The sequence below is a fragment of the Pseudomonas sp. FG43 genome (assembly GCF_057809175.1).
Window position 1 is genome coordinate 201,780 of sequence record NZ_JBMDJL010000008.1, and the last position, 15,057, is coordinate 216,836.

Sequence of the window (15,057 nt, forward strand, 5' to 3'; positions counted from 1 at the left end):
TAAGGAACATGTGGTTGCGGCGGTGAGCGGATTTTGTTCAGGTTGTTTGAAGGTTATTTGACACTTTGCGTGTTCTTTGCAAGTATTCATTCAGTCCTTTCTCTTCTGTCCGGCGCTGGCTGGATATATCAGGTTTCTTGAAGGTGCAGTCCGCGTCTGTTTAATTAACGGGCTGGCGGTAGCTTTATGTTTAGTTTTGTTGAATATGAAAATATTTATGCCGTATCAAGAGGCTTTTGCAAAAGCCCATGTGCATCAAGGCCTGGTGCACCTCTCATAAAATAAAGATGACGATAAGTTTCTCTGCTCAAGAGCCTTGTTCTTGGGCGCCTTGCCTTGCGCATAACTTCCAGAACTTCTGGATCGCACCAACGTATTTATATGACGATGGAGCCTCATCATGTTTGAAGAACATTTGGAAACAACATGTGGATGTGTTGTAGGAGGCGCCGGGCTCGCGGGTATGGGGTTTTTATTCAACGCGCTGAAAAGCGGTACGTTGGCCGATATTGCACGCAACGGCTTGATAGTGGTTGATGCCAGTGACAATCCCGGAACCGGGGTGTTGGGGCAGTACCGCATCACGGCCAACTCGGTTGGAGATGTGTTTATTGATTGCTTGCGCGATCCGGCGTTGAGTGAGGTGTTCGAGCCGCTGGAGTCTTCACCTGCTTACTGGCGTATCAGAGGTCAGGCCCAGAGCGCTCCGCAATTGTCTGATGTCGGGCAGTTGATGGCCGAGGCGTCCAGGCTGTTGCTGAACTATATCGTCCATCACCATGGCGTGAAGATCTGGCGCTGTACGACCATTACCGAGGTGATCTGCGACGATGACACGTTCTGCCTGAAGGTTGAAACCGAAGGCTGCATGCGTCTGATCCATTGCCGGACGCTGGTACTCAATCTGGGAGGGCGCCAGGACCCTCAGCATCTGATCCGTGGTCTGGCAGATCAAGGCCTGGCAGTGCCTGTTTCGATGAATATCCAGAGCTCCGACATGCTGCTGCGCATGAATGCCGTACAACTGCGTGAAGTCTTTGCGCCTGCTCTGGCCAGTGGAAGACGAATAACCGTGGTCGGAGGCTCTCACAGTGCATTTTCGGTTCTGGAAAATCTGGCCGATGCCCTGGAGTTTGCAGGTTTGCAGGAAGTGACGCTGGTCCACCGCACGCGAATCCGCCTGTTCTATGAAAGTGTCGAGCAGGCTGTGGCGGCCGGTTATGAGTTTGACCCTCAATCCGACATCTGTCCGATATCGGGGCGTATCAACCGTTCCGGTGGCTTGCGCTACAGGGCGCTGGATATCGGTTGCGAAGCGCTCAAGAGCGGTCGGATCGGCAAGACAGGCGTGCGTGTGCAGTTACTGCAGACCAGCGGTGGCCAGCCCGCAGATTATGAAAAGGCAGGGCAGGCCTTGGCCGAGTCCAGTGTCGTGGTGCAATGCACGGGTTATCAGCCTCGCTTGCCGTCTCTGACTTACCCGGATGGTCGCCCGGTGCGTCTTTGTGAAACCAAGGGAGGCCTGGACTCCGATGCTTCGGGTTGCCCGCAGGATCAGTTCGGTCGCCGTTTGCATGGCCTGCATCTGTTTGGAATCGGAGCCGGGCTCAAGGCCGACCCTCAACTGGGCAGCGAACCCTCATTCGATGGGCGGATATATGGCGTCTGGCAGTTTCATCATGATGCCAGCCGGGCAGTGATCGATGCCGTTCTGGCAAGGTTGCAGGACAAGGTCCTACCGCTCGAACCTTCACGTCACAGCCAGATGCAGCCCCTGGAAGAGCGTGCTCCTGTATGGGCGCCCCAGACGTCGCTTGTTCTGAACTTTCAAGGCTGAGGCCTGACTGTATCAGTAAGCCAGGCCTCACCTGCCGGGCTCATGGTTCAGCAGTTCTACAGGAGATGATTATCCATGCCAGTCAAACATGATCTATTCGCAGATTTGCAACTGACCCGGGAAGAAGTCGTCCAGCGCAGCAAGAGCGATGCGAAGTTGCAGCAATTGCTCGCGGATTATGACGATACGGATACTCAGGTGATCCATGCCGAAAAGGGACTGGCCGGAGGGATTGGTGATGATGAACTCAAGAAGCTCAAGGAGCGACGCCTTCAGGTAAAGGACCGGATCGTGCATTGCCTTCTGAGATGAATGCGATCAGGCCATGACAAGGGTGAACGGCCCTGCCTGAGCGGGGCCGTTCGCCTGACTCAACCCAGGCCGGGCGACGTTCCCGACGAAGTTCCCGGCAGTGGTTCGGAACGGCCCGCAAGGCTGTCATGCTTTTCTGGCAACGGTGATCTGTCAGGAGGCAAGCCAGTGCCTGTCGACGAAAACTGCTCATGGTCATTGTGCTGTGCAGGCGTATTGATCAGCTTGTCGCGTGCCTGGCCGATCAACCGTTTCTCACGCTCGCTGGCCGGCAAGGCTGCGCCGATGAGCGCTCCCAGGGCAACACCGATGGCGGCGACAGCCAAGGGCTGCTCGCTTAACAAGGTGTTGGCGCTGAGGCGTTTTTCCTGAAACGCCAGGCCTGTGTCGTGACCCGATTGCGACGAGAGTTTATCTCCGATACTGTCCGTCAACTGGCTGCCCTTGTCTTTCATGCGGGCAGCGGTTTCCTGCACCCTGGCCTTGGCACTGCTCAGGCTGTCGCCGACACTTTCCGCCATATCGCTGACTTTCCTGCCGACGCTGTCGATAGCCGAAGGGCCGGAGGAGGGCGTGCGGCTGCCCAGCATCAGCCAGATTATGCTCACCGATGCCAGTACGGCAGGCACCGGATTGGCCTTGACGTTATTGCCCAGATTGCCAACAAACTCGCCGCCGTTTTCCCGGGCGTAGGCCAGGGCCTGATCGACCCATTGGCCGGGTGATATCTTTTTTTCGAGCGCATCGACAATGTTGCCGATGCTGGAGCGTTGTGCATCGATTTCCTGTTCCAGGGTTTCCGGGCTCTTTTGCGGTGGCGCCTCGAAGTCTTCCGGGGTGCCGAAGCTGCTGTCTATGCTCATGAGACTTTCCTCTGGATAGCTTCCTTGTCTTTCTGCAAGGTGCTGGCGGTGCGTTCAGGTGCAAGACTGGCGGGGTCGAGCTTCTTGTTGCCAGCCATGATCATGAGATACCCCACGATCATGGCGACCACTGCGACAATCAATGCCGCCAGCCATGAGGCCATGAAGTGGGTCAGCACATAGACCGCTGCCTGCAACAATATGATGAAGCCGCCCAGAACCATGATCGCGCCAATGCCGATCGTCATGATTGCTTGTCTGGAGGTCTGGATCGATTCCCGCAGCTCGGCCTTGGCCAGCGCTATTTCCTTGTTGATCAGGGCTGGAACCTCATGCGCCAGTTGCTTGATCAAGCCCAGTACCGAGGTTTCGTTTTCAGGCGATCTCTCTGGAATGTCGGGTGTTGTCTTCATTACACATCTCCTCTGGACAGGCCATCCCTGTTCAAGCCATCCCGGTAGAGTTCATCGACAGGGTCATCGGCAAACCCGGGGGCGTCTGTCGTCGAAGAGGGGGCGTCTGTTGCGGGCATCGATGCCTTGAGTACCCGTGACAGCCCAAGCCCCAGCGCAACACTGCCGCAGAGAAACAGCAGGGGGTTGTCACGCGCCAGTCTGCCCGCATCCTGCAACAACTCATCGGTGTTCTTGCCTCGCAGCTTTTCTGCCAGATCGTTCATGCCCTGTGCGATATCAGAGACGTATCGGGAAAGCCCCAGCGTGTCGTTATCCGATATCTCTTTTGCAACTGACTGAGCCGTCTGTGCCAGGTTGTCGATCTGATCTGCAGCCGTGTCGCGGTACTGCTCGAATGGCGCGTTGAGTTGTTCTTTCGTGTCCTCAAGGGGATGTTGGGCATCGTCCTGCAATCCTGGCAGAGGTTCCTGGCCTGTCGGCCTGCCAGCGTGTGCGTTGCCACTGACTGTGGGTTCATTCGTCGTAGCCATCGTCATTCACCGTATTCGGGTCATCAGGTAAAAGAGAATGCCCGGCTCACTACGCACAACGGGCTGGCATTGATCTGAGTGCTTGCTTGGGGTGGACTTGTGGGGTTCGAGCGATGTTCCGGGTGAATGACAAGTGGTCACTGCCGCGAGGGAGGGAAGATTGGGGGGCGGGAATAAAAAACGGCGCCTTTCACGGCGCCGTATGGCTGATCTGCCAATGGGGTGGCAGATCAGCTGAATAGAGGGGTGTAGCGGGTGTTATTGTGGGTCCTGGTTTGGAGCCAGTTCTGCCTGGATACGCTTGTAGATCTCTTCGCGATGCACTGAGACATTCTTCGGTGCGTTGATACCTAGCCGGACTTGCAGTCCTTGAACGCCAAGAATCGTCACGGTGATTTCGTCACCGATGTTTATGCTTTCGCCTACTTTGCGAGTGAGTATCAACATAATCTTTTCCTTGATGGCCTCTTGAAACGCCTCTATCAAGAGGCTGGCGTTTGCCTTTGCGTGGTGATTGTTGCCGAGTACATCCAAATGCATCCATCGTATGACGTTGCAGCGTTGAAATTAATTCCCTCGGGTCATTTTCTTGTCATCGAGATTTGCATCAACGATACGACGAGTACGCCAATTCTGCCCGTTTTGGCACGAAAATGCCCGTAATTACTGGCGGAAAGTAAAAAGTAACGTAAGTCGCAGCATACCTCGCCATTGCCGCCGACTTTCAGGAGGGCGTTGAGAGGGTCAACTCCCTGACATATGTAAGCGTAGGCATTAGTTTGAAACATTGCCTGAGCTTTCTGATATTTCAAAATGAAAGTGCGTAGTGGAGCGTAGGAAATCGGATCTGAGAGTGATTTACAGCACCATGCAATCTGTCGCAGAGCCGCAGGGCCGGGCGTTGGCCGTGTCTTTGGGGCGGATGCTCAAGTGGCGTGCTCGTATAAATGAATGCATCTAAGCGATGGCGTGCCGGGGGAGGGGGAACAGTCTCGCGGGCATGAACTGCCCGCGAAACTTCATTGCATCGTGCGTCTGTTAAACGACCATCGACAACAGCAGGACAAAGATCAGGCCGACCACCGAAAGGATGGTTTCCATGACCGTCCAGGTCTTGAATGTTTCTGATACGGTCATGTTGAAGTACTGCTTCACCAGCCAGAAACCAGCGTCGTTCACATGGGACAGGATCAGTGAGCCTGCACCCGTGGCCAATACCAGCAGCTCACGGTTGACGCCGGGAATCAGTCCGACCACTGGCGCAACAATGCCTGCGCCGGTAATGGTTGCCACAGTCGCCGAGCCTGTCGCGATACGAATCACCGCAGCCACCAGCCACGCCAGAAGGAGCGGGTTGACCTGTGCCTGCACCGCCATGTTACCGATGACATCACCCACGCCACTGGCCACCAGCATTTGCTTGAAGCCGCCGCCAGCGCCGACGATCAGCACGATGGCCGCGACAGGCGCAAGACTCTGGTCCAGCAGCTTCATGATCTTGGTACGGTCAAAGCCACGTGCCGAACCGAAGGTGTAGAACGCCAGCAACAGGGCTGCCAGCAGGGCACTGATCGGGTGACCGATCAGGTCCATCCAGATACGGAACATGTTTTCCGGCGGGAATACCACGTCGGCAAACGTCTTGAGCAGCATCAGGAAGACCGGCAGCAGGATGGTCACCAGCGTGATGCCGAAGCCGGGCAGGTTTTGTGTGCTCGACTCCTTGGCGATCTGATCCATCAGTTCCTGGGAAGGCGTGCCGGGAATGTACTTGGAAATCCATTTTCCATAGATAGGGCCTGCAATGACGGCAGTCGGCAGTGCGATGATCAGGCCGTAGAAAATGGTCTTGCCGATGTCAGCACCGAAAATACCGATGGCCAGCAGCGGACCCGGGTGCGGCGGTACCAGCCCGTGAACGGCCGACAGACCGGCCAGCAGCGGGATACCGATCTTGACGATCGACACACCGGTACGACGCGCCACAATGAATACCAGCGGGATCAGCAGCACGAAGCCGATCTCGAAGAACAGCGGGATCCCGACCAGAAACGCGGACAGCATCATCGCCCAATGCACTTTCTGCTTGCCGAATGTGCGGATCAGAGTTTGCGCGATCTGATCGGCACCGCCCGAGTCAGCCATCAGCTTGCCGAGCATGGTGCCCAGACCAAGGATGATGCCGACGAAGCCCAGTACGCCACCGAAACCGTCCTGGAACGATTTCATGACCTTTTCCACCGGCATGCCGGAGGTCAGGCCCAGGAAGCCCGCTGCAATGGTCAGTGCAACGAAGGGGTGAACTTTGAATTTGGTAATCAGCAGCACAAGGCCGACGACGGTTACCAACGCATCTATCAGCAGGTACGTCTCATGGGTCATACCGAACATGGGAGTTCTCTCCGGTTGTCTTTGTTTTATAGGAGCAATTCAAAAGCGTGATCGTTCCTGGTGAGTCTGTGTGCGTCGAGAATGATCACGCCCTACCATTTGGCGCTGTCCTGTTTTCAAGACAGCGCTGTCTTTCGCACTCACGCCTTTAGCCGCCTAGCGAGTCTTTCCACCAGGCCGAGGCTTGCTTGCCAATGGTGTCCACAGACTGAGTCGCATCGACGACCAGAGTCCTGGGTTCGCCATGAGGCGGTTCAAGGGTTGCGAACTGGCTGTCCACCAGACTGGCCGGCATGAAATGCCCCGGTCGATGTGCGCAGCGGTCGGTCGCGACTTCCTTGCTCAACTCCAGAAAGACAAATCCCAGGCCTGGCACGGCTTCGCGCAGACGTTCGCGGTAGCGAAGCTTGAGGGCGGAGCAGGTCAGGACCGGACGTTCGCCATTTTTCACGGCAGCAGCCATTTCCTCGCCAAGACGAGTCAGCCAGCCGGCACGGTCTTCGTCAGTGAGGGGAGTGCCAGCGCTCATCTTTTCGATATTGGCGGGGGGGTGAAAGGCATCGCCTTCGATCAGGCGACCGCCACTGTTGAGGGCAATTTCTGCGCCGGCCACACTCTTGCCGCAGCCGGAAACACCCATCACTACAAGGGCGGAAATAGCAGTATTCGCAGTTGTCACATTAGATACCTCATCTGGAGACAGCGCTGTCTTTGTCCGGTGGAAGCAAAGTTCAGTCTGGGCTGTTCCAGTTCTTGTCGTTGTTTTAGGTGTAGCCATATCATTGCAGGCTGTTCTGCGCAGTGAGCGCCCGCGAGAAAGCATTGTCACGATCCATGAGACAGCGCTACCTTAGGGGGCATTGAATACATTTGGCAACCCCTATGTTAGTTGGCAATAGATGACCCGCATTGGTTCCCGCTCCACAGGCCGTCCGACCCTTAATGAAGTTGCGCAGCTTGCCGCCGTTTCGCCTATCACGGCTTCCCGTGCATTACGTGGTGTTGCCACCGTTGCTCCAGAGCTGGTGGACAAGGTTCGCGCAGCGGCGCAAAGCCTGGGCTATGTCGCCAACCCTGCGGCCCGCGCCCTGGCGTCATCCTGTAGCCAGACCGTAGTGGTGCTGGTGCCTTCGCTCTCCAACCAGTTATTCATCGATACCCTGGAAGCCATTCAGGGCGTGCTGCGCACTCGCGGTCTGGAAGTGATGATCGGTAACTATCACTACTCGCCCGACGAGGAAGAAAAGCTGCTGCGCAACCACTTGGTCAATCGGCCCAGAGGCATCCTGCTGACCGGTTTCGACCACACGCCCGCGTCGCGTCAGATGCTGGAGGCCAGCGGTATTCCCTGTGTCCATATGATGGAGCTGGATATCGAGCGCGAGGCTTATTGCGTGGGGTTTTCCCAGGAAGATGCCGGAGCGCAGGCGGCGCGCCATCTGCTGGGGCGCGGTCGCAAGCGTCTGGTCTATATGGCGGCCCAGCTCGACCCGCGGGTATTGAGACGTGGCGTGGGTTTTCGTCAGGTGCTGGAGGAGGCGGGGTTGTACGACCCTGAGCTGCAAGTCTCGACGCCGCAACCGTCTTCCATCGGTCTTGGCAGCGAATTGTTCGCGCAATTGCTGGAGCGGCATCCTGATGTGGATGGTATCTTCTTCTGCAACGACGACCTTGCACAGGGCGCGTCCCTTGAGGCCTTGCGCCGTGGGATTGCGATACCGGAGCAGGTTTCCCTGGTGGGATTCAACGATTTGCCCGGCTCGGCCCACATGTTCCCGCGCCTGACTTCGATCCGCACACCGCGCCAGGAAGTCGGGCAACGCGCTGCACAAGTACTGCTGGGCCTGCTTGAAGGGCTGGCCCAGCCACCTCATGTGGACCTGGGTTTTGAGCTGGTGGTACGCGAAAGCTCCTGACACCCCCGTAGGAGCGAATTTATTCGCGAAAAAAATGACTTTGCGAATGAATGACCTTCGCGAATGAATTCGCTCCTACTTTTTGAACCCCAACCGAAACTTATGCAGCAACGGTTCGGTATAACCGCTGGGTTGTTCGGTGCCCTTGAGCACCAGCGCGCAGGCCGCCTGGAAGGCGACGGATTTCTTGAAGTCCGCCGCCATGGGCCGATAGCTCGAGTCCCCGGCGTTCTGTTTGTCGACCACCCTGGCCATGCGCTCCAGAATGCCCAGCACGAACTCCTGATCGATCACGTCATGGTACAGCCAGTTGGCCATGTGCTGGCTCGAGATGCGCAGCGTTGCCCGGTCCTCCATCAGGCCTACGTTGTGAATGTCCGGCACCTTGGAGCAACCGACGCCCTGCTCGACCCAGCGCACCACATAACCGAGCAAGCCCTGGGCATTGTTCTCGACTTCTGCACGAATCTGCTCCACAGACCAGTCCGTCTTGTTGGCAACCGGGATGCTCAGCAGGTCATCCAGCAACTGTTCGCTGATATCGGCCAGCTTGATCTGTTGCAGCTCTTCCTGGACTTTGGTCACATCGACCTTGTGATAGTGCAGCGCATGCAAGGTCGCGGCGGTCGGTGAGGGCACCCAGGCCGTGCTGGCTCCGGATTGCGGGTGGATGATTTTCTGCTCCAGCATGTCGGCCATGCGATCGGGCATCGCCCACATGCCTTTGCCGATCTGCGCCCGTCCGCGCAGGCCGCAGGTCAGGCCGACCAGCACGTTGTTACGCTCGTAAGCCTTGATCCAGGGCGTGTTTTTCATGTCGCCTTTGCGCAATACCGGGCCGGCCTGCATGGCGCTGTGGATTTCATCGCCGGTACGGTCCAGAAAGCCGGTGTTGATAAAGGCAACCCGCGTCGAGGCCGCATCGATGCAGGCCTTGAGGTTGACGCTGGTGCGGCGTTCTTCATCCATGATGCCCATTTTCAGGGTGTTTCGCGGCAGTTTGAGCAGGTCCTCGATATGGCTGAACAGTTGACCGGCGAATGCCACTTCCTGAGGGCCATGCATCTTGGGTTTGACGATATAGATACTGCCTGCACGGGAATTGCCACGACGTTTCAGGTCATGCAGGCCGATCAGGCTGGTTATCACGCCATCGAGGATGCCTTCGGGAATTTCATGTTCCTGGCGGTCCAGAATGGCGGGGCTGGTCATCAGATGGCCTACGTTGCGGATCAGCAACAGAGAGCGCCCCGGCAGTTTCAGTTCACCACCATTGGCGGCCTTGTAGGCACGGTCTGCATTGAGACGACGGGTGATGGTCTTGCCGCCCTTGACCAGCTCTTCGCTCAGGTCGCCCTTCATCAGGCCCAGCCAGTTGCGATAGACCGACACCTTGTCGTCGGCATCCACGGCGGTGACCGAGTCTTCGCAGTCGATGATGGTTGAAAGCGCCGATTCGATCAGCAGATCCTTGATCCCGGCGATATCGTTGCTGCCGATGGCGTGTTTGTGGTCGATCTGGATTTCCACATGCAAGCCATTGTTCTTCAGCAGCACGGCGGTCGGATGCTGGGGATCGCCCTGATAGCCGAGGTATTTTTCCGGCTGTTTCAGACCGGTTTCACTGTCATCTGCCAGCCTGATCTGTAGCTTGCCGTCGATGATCGCGTAATGCCGCGCATCGATGTGCGTGCCTCGGGCGAGGGGGGCGACTTCGTCCAGCAGTTCACGGGCAAAGACGATGACCTTGGCTCCGCGCAGCGGGTTGTAACCGGCACTGATTTCCGCGCCTTCGCTGGTGGGAATCGCATCGGTGCCGTACAGGGCGTCATACAGTGAACCCCAGCGTGCATTGGCCGCATTCAGTGCGTATCGAGCATTGCTGGCAGGGACCACCAATTGCGGGCCGGCCTGGTCGCTGATTTCCAGATCCACATTGGAGGTGGTGGCGCAGACCTGCTCAGGCACCGGATGCAGATAACCGATGGATTGCAGAAAACTACGGTAGGCCGGCATATCGCTGATCGGGCCGGGATGCGCCTTGTGCCATTTATCCAGCTCGCCTTGCAGGCGGTCACGTTCTGCCAGCAAGTCGCGGTTCAGGGGAGCCAGCTCATGTACCAGAGCGTCGAACCCTTCCCAGAATTCTTCGCGATCCAGCCCTGTGCCCGGCAGTACTTCTTCATCGATGAAGCGTTGCAGATTGACTGCCACTTTCAGACGTTGGCATTTGATGAAATCAGTCATGGTCAGGCCTCATCCCTGATGGGTTTGTATAAAACAGGGGCAGGTAGGAGAGGATTTATCCGCGAGACGTCATTGAAGACGATAGATCTTCTTCGGATATACGGGCCTCTCGCGAATGAATTCGCTCCTACGAAAACTCCACTTAATTCATGATGTGCGCACATCAATCAGCATTCAGCGCCGCAATCCCGGCCTTCGCTACCTGGGCATCCTGGTCGGCTTTCACACCCGACACGCCCACCGCACCGATGACCTGCCCATCGATAATCACCGGCACGCCACCTTCCAGCGAGGTCAGCAAAGGCGCGCTGAGAAATGCCGTACGACCGCCGTTGACCATCTCTTCATAACCCTTGGACTCGCGACGACCCAGTGCGGAAGTACGGGCTTTTTCCACGCTGATGTAACTGCTGATCGCGGCTGCGCCGTCCAGACGTTCAAAGGCCAGCAGGTGACCGCCGTCATCGACCACGGCAATGGACACGGCCCAGTTATTGGCCAGCGCCTCGTCGCGGGCGGCAATCAGCATTTGGCTTACTTCGGTCTGGGTCAGAACAGCTTTTATTTTCATGGGATTCTCCAGATTGGTTTTCAGTGAGATTCAGAAGGGGTGAGGGCCTGATCGATCAATTCGATCCAGTGCCGCACCGGTGTCCGGTTGGCGCCCGAGAGATGAGTCTGGCAGCCGATATTGGCGGTAGCGATAACGTTTGGCTTTCCACTTTCCAGAGCGTTCATTCTGTTATCGCGTAATTGACGCGACAACTCAGGCTGGGTGATGGAGTAGGTGCCTGCCGAGCCACAGCATAGATGCCCGTCGGGGACTGTGGTGAGGTTAAAGCCCAGGCGTGTCAGCACCCGCTCGACTTCTCCGCCGAGCTTTTGCGCGTGCTGCAAGGTACAAGGGCAATGGAACGCCAGGCGCAGGTCGCTTTTGATGCCAAGCGCCTGCAACGGTTCATCGCGCAGCACCTCCACCAGATCCTTGCTCAAGGCGCTGACCCGCGCGGCTTTGCTGGCATATTCAGGGTCATGGCGTAACAGATGACCATAATCCTTTACGAAGGCACCGCAACCGCTGGCCGTCTGGACGATGGCTTCGGCACCGCTCTCAATGGCGGGCCACCAGGCATCGATATTGCGCCGCGCCCGATCCAGCCCGGCGTCCTGAGCATTCAAATGGTAGTCCACGGCACCGCAGCAACCGGCCTCACTGATGGGCTGCACGCTGATACCCAGCCTATCCAGCACCCTTGCGGTCGCCGCATTGGTATTGGGCGACAGGCCCGGCTGAACACAGCCTTCCAGCAAAAGCACCTGGCGTTCGTGGCGTTGTGCCGGACGGGCGCCTGCCGAGTATATCGAGGCCGGAAGTTTGGTTTTCAGGCTGTCGGGCAGCAAGGGGCGAAAGGTATTGCCCAGTTGCGTCAGGGATTTGAACAGCCCGGCATGGGGAACGACATGGCGCAGGCTGTCGCGCAACAGACGCTGGCCCAGCGGGCGAGGCACGGCGGCATCGACCACGGCACGCCCGATGTCCAGCAGGTTGTGATAATCCACGCCCGATGGGCAGGTGGTTTCGCAATTGCGACAGCTCAGGCAGCGGTCCAGATGCAGCTGGGTTTTCTCGGTGACCTCATTGCCTTCCAGGACTTGCTTGATCAGATAAATGCGCCCGCGAGGACCGTCCAGCTCATCGCCGAGCAACTGATAGGTCGGGCAGGTGGCATTGCAGAAACCGCAATGCACACAACTGCGCAGGATGCTCTCGGCCTCTTCGGCGCGGGGCAGTTGTCTGGCGTGTTCGCTCAAGGTGGTCTGCATGATCAGAACTCCGCGTACATTCGGCCAGGGTTGAAGATGCCCTGCGGGTCGAGCCGGGCCTTGAGTTGCTGGTGATAGCGCAGCAACGGTGTGGTCAGCGGCTGGAACGGGCTGTCCTCGTGACCCGCGTGATAGCACGTCGCATGACCGCCGATGGCCGTTACCAGACTGCGGATCGTTGCGCTGTCCGCGTCGGATTTCAGCCAGCGTTGCGCGCCGCCCCAGTCGAGCAACTGGTCGCCGGGCAGATCCAGTACGCCAGCGTTGTTGGGGACAGACAAACGCCACAAGGGGCGGCTGTCGAGGAAAAAGTCCAGACGCTGCTCGTTCAGGTCTTGCCAGTAATCGGGGTTGATTGTCTGGCCTCCGAGGCTGTCCCGTGCAGCGCTTACCGAGCCTTCGCCACCTTCAAGGCGCAGATGCAGGACGCGGCCATCATGGCTGGCGGCGCTGATCGGGATTGGCTGCTGACCCCATTCGGCCAGGCGTTGCAGAGCCTGAGCATTGTTCATTTCCAGTGCAATGCTGCTGCACTGGCGGGGTTTTGGCAGGACCTTGAGTGACACTTCGGTCAGCAGCCCAAGACAGCCCAGGCTGCCTGCCATCAGGCGCGAGACGTCGTAACCGGCGACGTTTTTCATCACTTCGCCGCCAAAGCGCAAATGTTTGCCCAGCCCGGTAATCACCCGTGTGCCGAGCACGAAATCCCGTACCGAGCCGGACCAGGGTCTGCGTGGCCCGGACAATCCGGCGGCGACCATGCCGCCAAGTGTGGCTTCGCCAAACCTTGGCGGTTCGCAGGGCAGCATTTGCCCGGCGTCATCGAGAGCTTGCATCAACTCGCTCAGTGGCGTGCCGGCGCGAGCGGTAATCACCAGTTCCGTCGGGTCGTAGCTGACGATGCCGCGATGCTCGCGGGTGTCGAGCACTTTGCCTGTCACGTTACGGCCCAGGAAAGACTTGCTGTTGCCGCCCTGAATCCGTAGCGGTGTTGCATCTTGCAGGGCCTGATTGACCTGATCGAGCAAGGCCTGGCTGGCATCGTTGTCATGGGTGGTCGCCATCAGAAACGCTCCAGTTCAGGGAAGGGCAACTGGCCCGCATGGATATGCATGGCGCCGAATTCCGCACAGCGGTGCAGGGTTGGAATGTTCTTGCCGGGGTTGAGCATGCCACTGGCATCGAAGGCTGCTTTTATCGCGTGGAAAAAGGTCAGCTCATCGCTGTTGAACTGGGCACACATCTGATTGATCTTTTCCCGTCCGACACCGTGTTCGCCGGTGATGCTGCCGCCCACCGCGACGCACAGCTCAAGGATCTTGCCGCCCAGATTTTCGGCGCGTTCCAGTTCGCCCGGCTGGTTGGCATCGAACAGGATCAGCGGGTGCATGTTGCCGTCTCCGGCATGGAACACATTGGCGACCCGCAGGCCGTACTCTTCGGACAGTCGGGTAATGCCTTGCAGGACGCCGGGCAGTTCCCGGCGCGGAATGGTGCCGTCCATGCAGTAATAATCCGGCGACAGGCGCCCGACCGCCGGGAAGGCATTCTTGCGTCCGGCCCAGAAACGAACGCGCTCGGCTTCGTCCCTGGCCTGACGCAGTTCGGTGGCGCCAGCTCTGGTCAGCACTTCCCGGACCCGTTCACAGTCATCGTGTACGTCGGCTTCGACGCCGTCGAGTTCGCACAGCAGAATGGCTTCGGCATCGACCGGATAACCGGCGTGAATGAAGTCCTCGGCGGCGCGAATCGCCAGGTTGTCCATCATTTCCAGCCCGCCGGGGATGATGCCGGCGGCGATGATATCGGCCACGGCCCGCCCGGCTTTTTCCACGGAATCAAAGGCCGCCAGCAGCACTTTGGCGACCTGCGGTCTGGGCAACAGTTTGACGGTCACTTCGGTGATGACGCCCAGCATGCCTTCGGAGCCGGTAAACAGTGCCAGCAGATCGAAGCCCGGAGAATCCAGCGCATCGCTACCCAGCGTCATGGGCTCACCTTCGACGCTGAGTATTTCGACCTTGAGCAGGTTGTGGACGGTCAGACCGTACTTGAGGCAATGCACACCGCCTGCGTTTTCCGCGACGTTACCGCCGATGGAGCAGGCGATCTGGGAAGAAGGGTCAGGCGCGTAATACAGACCGTGAGGCGCCGCAGCCTGGGAAATCGCCAGGTTGCGTACGCCCGGCTGAACCCGTGCCAGACGGGCGGCGGGGTCTATCTCCAGAATCTGATTGAAGCGCGCCATCACCAGCAATACACCTTTCTCCAGCGGCAAGGCACCACCGGAAAGACCGGTGCCTGCACCACGCGCTACCACCGGCACATGCCGTTCATGGCACAGCCTGAGCAAGGTCTGGACTTCTTCGATATGCCGGGGCAATGCCACCAGCATCGGAGTGGTCCGATAGGCAGACAGGCCATCGCACTCATAGGGCCGCAGCTCTTCGGGGCGATGCAGGATATCCAGATCCGGCAACTGCTGTTGCAGGTCATGCAGCAGTTGCTGCTTGTCGACGGCAGGCAGAGCGCCGTCGATGCGTTCGTCGTAGAGAATATTCATGGTGCAACCCAATGTTGTTTTTGTAGGGCTTGCGTTTACCGGTTTCAGGCAGCGGTTGGCTTGCATCATTGGCGTTCCCGGCTTTACTGTCCATGCTTTGCGCAGGTGGTCGAACCAGTTTTTCAGGGATTTACGGCGTTATTGATTTTAAAATTCCT

General features: G+C 58.1%; 14 protein-coding genes. 3 read left to right on the plus strand and 11 right to left on the minus strand.

Features of this window, described 5'->3' with window-relative positions:
* The first annotated feature begins 400 nt into the window (after positions 1-400).
* Positions 401-1,837, plus strand: a complete 1,437-nt coding sequence (locus ACODS3_RS12330) for a pyridine nucleotide-disulfide oxidoreductase (RefSeq protein ID WP_489034473.1) — start codon at positions 401-403, stop codon at positions 1,835-1,837.
* A gap of 75 nt (positions 1,838-1,912) precedes the next feature.
* Positions 1,913-2,149, plus strand: coding sequence for a DUF465 domain-containing protein (locus ACODS3_RS12335; RefSeq protein WP_201018518.1), 237 nt, complete (start codon positions 1,913-1,915; stop codon positions 2,147-2,149).
* A 59-nt stretch (positions 2,150-2,208) separates the two neighbouring features.
* Here ACODS3_RS12335 and ACODS3_RS12340 read toward each other — a convergent pair whose 3' ends face one another.
* From ACODS3_RS12340 to ACODS3_RS12365, 6 genes are all read right to left on the minus strand, one after another.
* Positions 2,209-3,012, minus strand: a complete 804-nt coding sequence (locus tag ACODS3_RS12340) for a DUF3618 domain-containing protein (RefSeq protein ID WP_489034475.1) — start codon at positions 3,010-3,012, stop codon at positions 2,209-2,211.
* Positions 3,009-3,425: a phage holin family protein gene (locus ACODS3_RS12345; protein WP_201002838.1), complete on the minus strand. Its 417-nt coding sequence runs from the start codon at positions 3,423-3,425 to the stop codon at positions 3,009-3,011. Before ACODS3_RS12345 ends, ACODS3_RS12340 begins: the two co-directional genes overlap by 4 nt.
* Positions 3,425-3,958 (minus strand): hypothetical protein, encoded by a 534-nt coding sequence (locus ACODS3_RS12350; protein WP_489034477.1) that lies wholly within the window; start codon positions 3,956-3,958, stop codon positions 3,425-3,427. Before ACODS3_RS12350 ends, ACODS3_RS12345 begins: the two co-directional genes overlap by 1 nt.
* Before the next feature lie 258 nt (positions 3,959-4,216).
* The gene (gene csrA, locus ACODS3_RS12355) at positions 4,217-4,405 is read right to left on the minus strand and encodes a carbon storage regulator CsrA (RefSeq protein ID WP_002554157.1); all 189 of its coding nucleotides are present in this window, start codon (positions 4,403-4,405) and stop codon (positions 4,217-4,219) included.
* Positions 4,406-4,996: 591 nt separating this feature from the next.
* Complete coding sequence (locus tag ACODS3_RS12360) at positions 4,997-6,349, minus strand: GntP family permease (RefSeq protein WP_201018521.1); 1,353 nt, start codon at positions 6,347-6,349, stop codon at positions 4,997-4,999.
* A gap of 148 nt (positions 6,350-6,497) precedes the next feature.
* Positions 6,498-6,989, minus strand: coding sequence for a gluconokinase (locus ACODS3_RS12365; protein WP_489034511.1), 492 nt, complete (start codon positions 6,987-6,989; stop codon positions 6,498-6,500).
* A 259-nt stretch (positions 6,990-7,248) separates the two neighbouring features.
* On the opposite strand from ACODS3_RS12365, the gene gntR reads away from it, so the two are divergent.
* A complete protein-coding gene (gene gntR, locus ACODS3_RS12370; RefSeq protein WP_489034485.1) occupies positions 7,249-8,265 on the plus strand; it encodes an HTH-type transcriptional regulator GntR in 1,017 nt (338 codons plus the stop codon).
* 75 nt (positions 8,266-8,340) lie between these two features.
* On the opposite strand, the gene ACODS3_RS12375 is transcribed toward gntR, so the two are convergent.
* The 5 genes from ACODS3_RS12375 to glcD all read right to left on the minus strand — a co-directional run bounded on the left by ACODS3_RS12375 (position 8,341) and on the right by glcD (position 14,899).
* On the minus strand, positions 8,341-10,512 hold the full coding sequence (locus tag ACODS3_RS12375; RefSeq protein WP_489034487.1) for a malate synthase G: 2,172 nt from the start codon (positions 10,510-10,512) through the stop codon (positions 8,341-8,343).
* Between the two features lie 163 nt (positions 10,513-10,675).
* Positions 10,676-11,083, minus strand: a complete 408-nt coding sequence (locus ACODS3_RS12380; protein ID WP_201018524.1) for a heme-binding protein — start codon at positions 11,081-11,083, stop codon at positions 10,676-10,678.
* Positions 11,084-11,103: 20 nt separating this feature from the next.
* Entirely contained in the window at positions 11,104-12,336 is a 1,233-nt protein-coding gene (glcF, locus tag ACODS3_RS12385) for a glycolate oxidase subunit GlcF (protein WP_489034489.1), read from the minus strand.
* A gap of 2 nt (positions 12,337-12,338) precedes the next feature.
* The gene (glcE, locus tag ACODS3_RS12390; protein WP_489034491.1) at positions 12,339-13,400 is read right to left on the minus strand and encodes a glycolate oxidase subunit GlcE; all 1,062 of its coding nucleotides are present in this window, start codon (positions 13,398-13,400) and stop codon (positions 12,339-12,341) included.
* Positions 13,400-14,899: a glycolate oxidase subunit GlcD gene (gene glcD / locus ACODS3_RS12395; protein ID WP_201002823.1), complete on the minus strand. Its 1,500-nt coding sequence runs from the start codon at positions 14,897-14,899 to the stop codon at positions 13,400-13,402. The genes glcE and glcD overlap by 1 nt, the downstream gene beginning before the upstream one ends.
* Between the last annotated feature and the right edge of the window lie 158 nt (positions 14,900-15,057).

Excerpts from the sequence above, each read along its gene's own strand:
- glcE (WP_489034491.1), bottom strand. The coding sequence starts at position 13,400 with ATGGCGACCACCCATGACAACGATGCCAGCCAGGCCTTGCTCGATCAG.
- glcD (WP_201002823.1), bottom strand. The coding sequence starts at position 14,899 with ATGAATATTCTCTACGACGAACGCATCGACGGCGCTCTGCCTGCCGTC.
- ACODS3_RS12350 (WP_489034477.1), bottom strand. The coding sequence starts at position 3,958 with ATGGCTACGACGAATGAACCCACAGTCAGTGGCAACGCACACGCTGGC.
- ACODS3_RS12330 (WP_489034473.1), top strand. The coding sequence starts at position 401 with ATGTTTGAAGAACATTTGGAAACAACATGTGGATGTGTTGTAGGAGGC.
- ACODS3_RS12365 (WP_489034511.1), bottom strand. The coding sequence starts at position 6,989 with ATGGGTGTTTCCGGCTGCGGCAAGAGTGTGGCCGGCGCAGAAATTGCC.
- ACODS3_RS12360 (WP_201018521.1), bottom strand. The coding sequence starts at position 6,349 with ATGTTCGGTATGACCCATGAGACGTACCTGCTGATAGATGCGTTGGTA.
- ACODS3_RS12335 (WP_201018518.1), top strand. The coding sequence starts at position 1,913 with ATGCCAGTCAAACATGATCTATTCGCAGATTTGCAACTGACCCGGGAA.
- ACODS3_RS12345 (WP_201002838.1), bottom strand. The coding sequence starts at position 3,425 with ATGAAGACAACACCCGACATTCCAGAGAGATCGCCTGAAAACGAAACC.
- ACODS3_RS12380 (WP_201018524.1), bottom strand. The coding sequence starts at position 11,083 with ATGAAAATAAAAGCTGTTCTGACCCAGACCGAAGTAAGCCAAATGCTG.
- ACODS3_RS12340 (WP_489034475.1), bottom strand. The coding sequence starts at position 3,012 with ATGAGCATAGACAGCAGCTTCGGCACCCCGGAAGACTTCGAGGCGCCA.
- ACODS3_RS12375 (WP_489034487.1), bottom strand. The coding sequence starts at position 10,512 with ATGACTGATTTCATCAAATGCCAACGTCTGAAAGTGGCAGTCAATCTG.
- glcF (WP_489034489.1), bottom strand. The coding sequence starts at position 12,336 with ATGCAGACCACCTTGAGCGAACACGCCAGACAACTGCCCCGCGCCGAA.
- csrA (WP_002554157.1), bottom strand. The coding sequence starts at position 4,405 with ATGTTGATACTCACTCGCAAAGTAGGCGAAAGCATAAACATCGGTGAC.
- gntR (WP_489034485.1), top strand. The coding sequence starts at position 7,249 with ATGACCCGCATTGGTTCCCGCTCCACAGGCCGTCCGACCCTTAATGAA.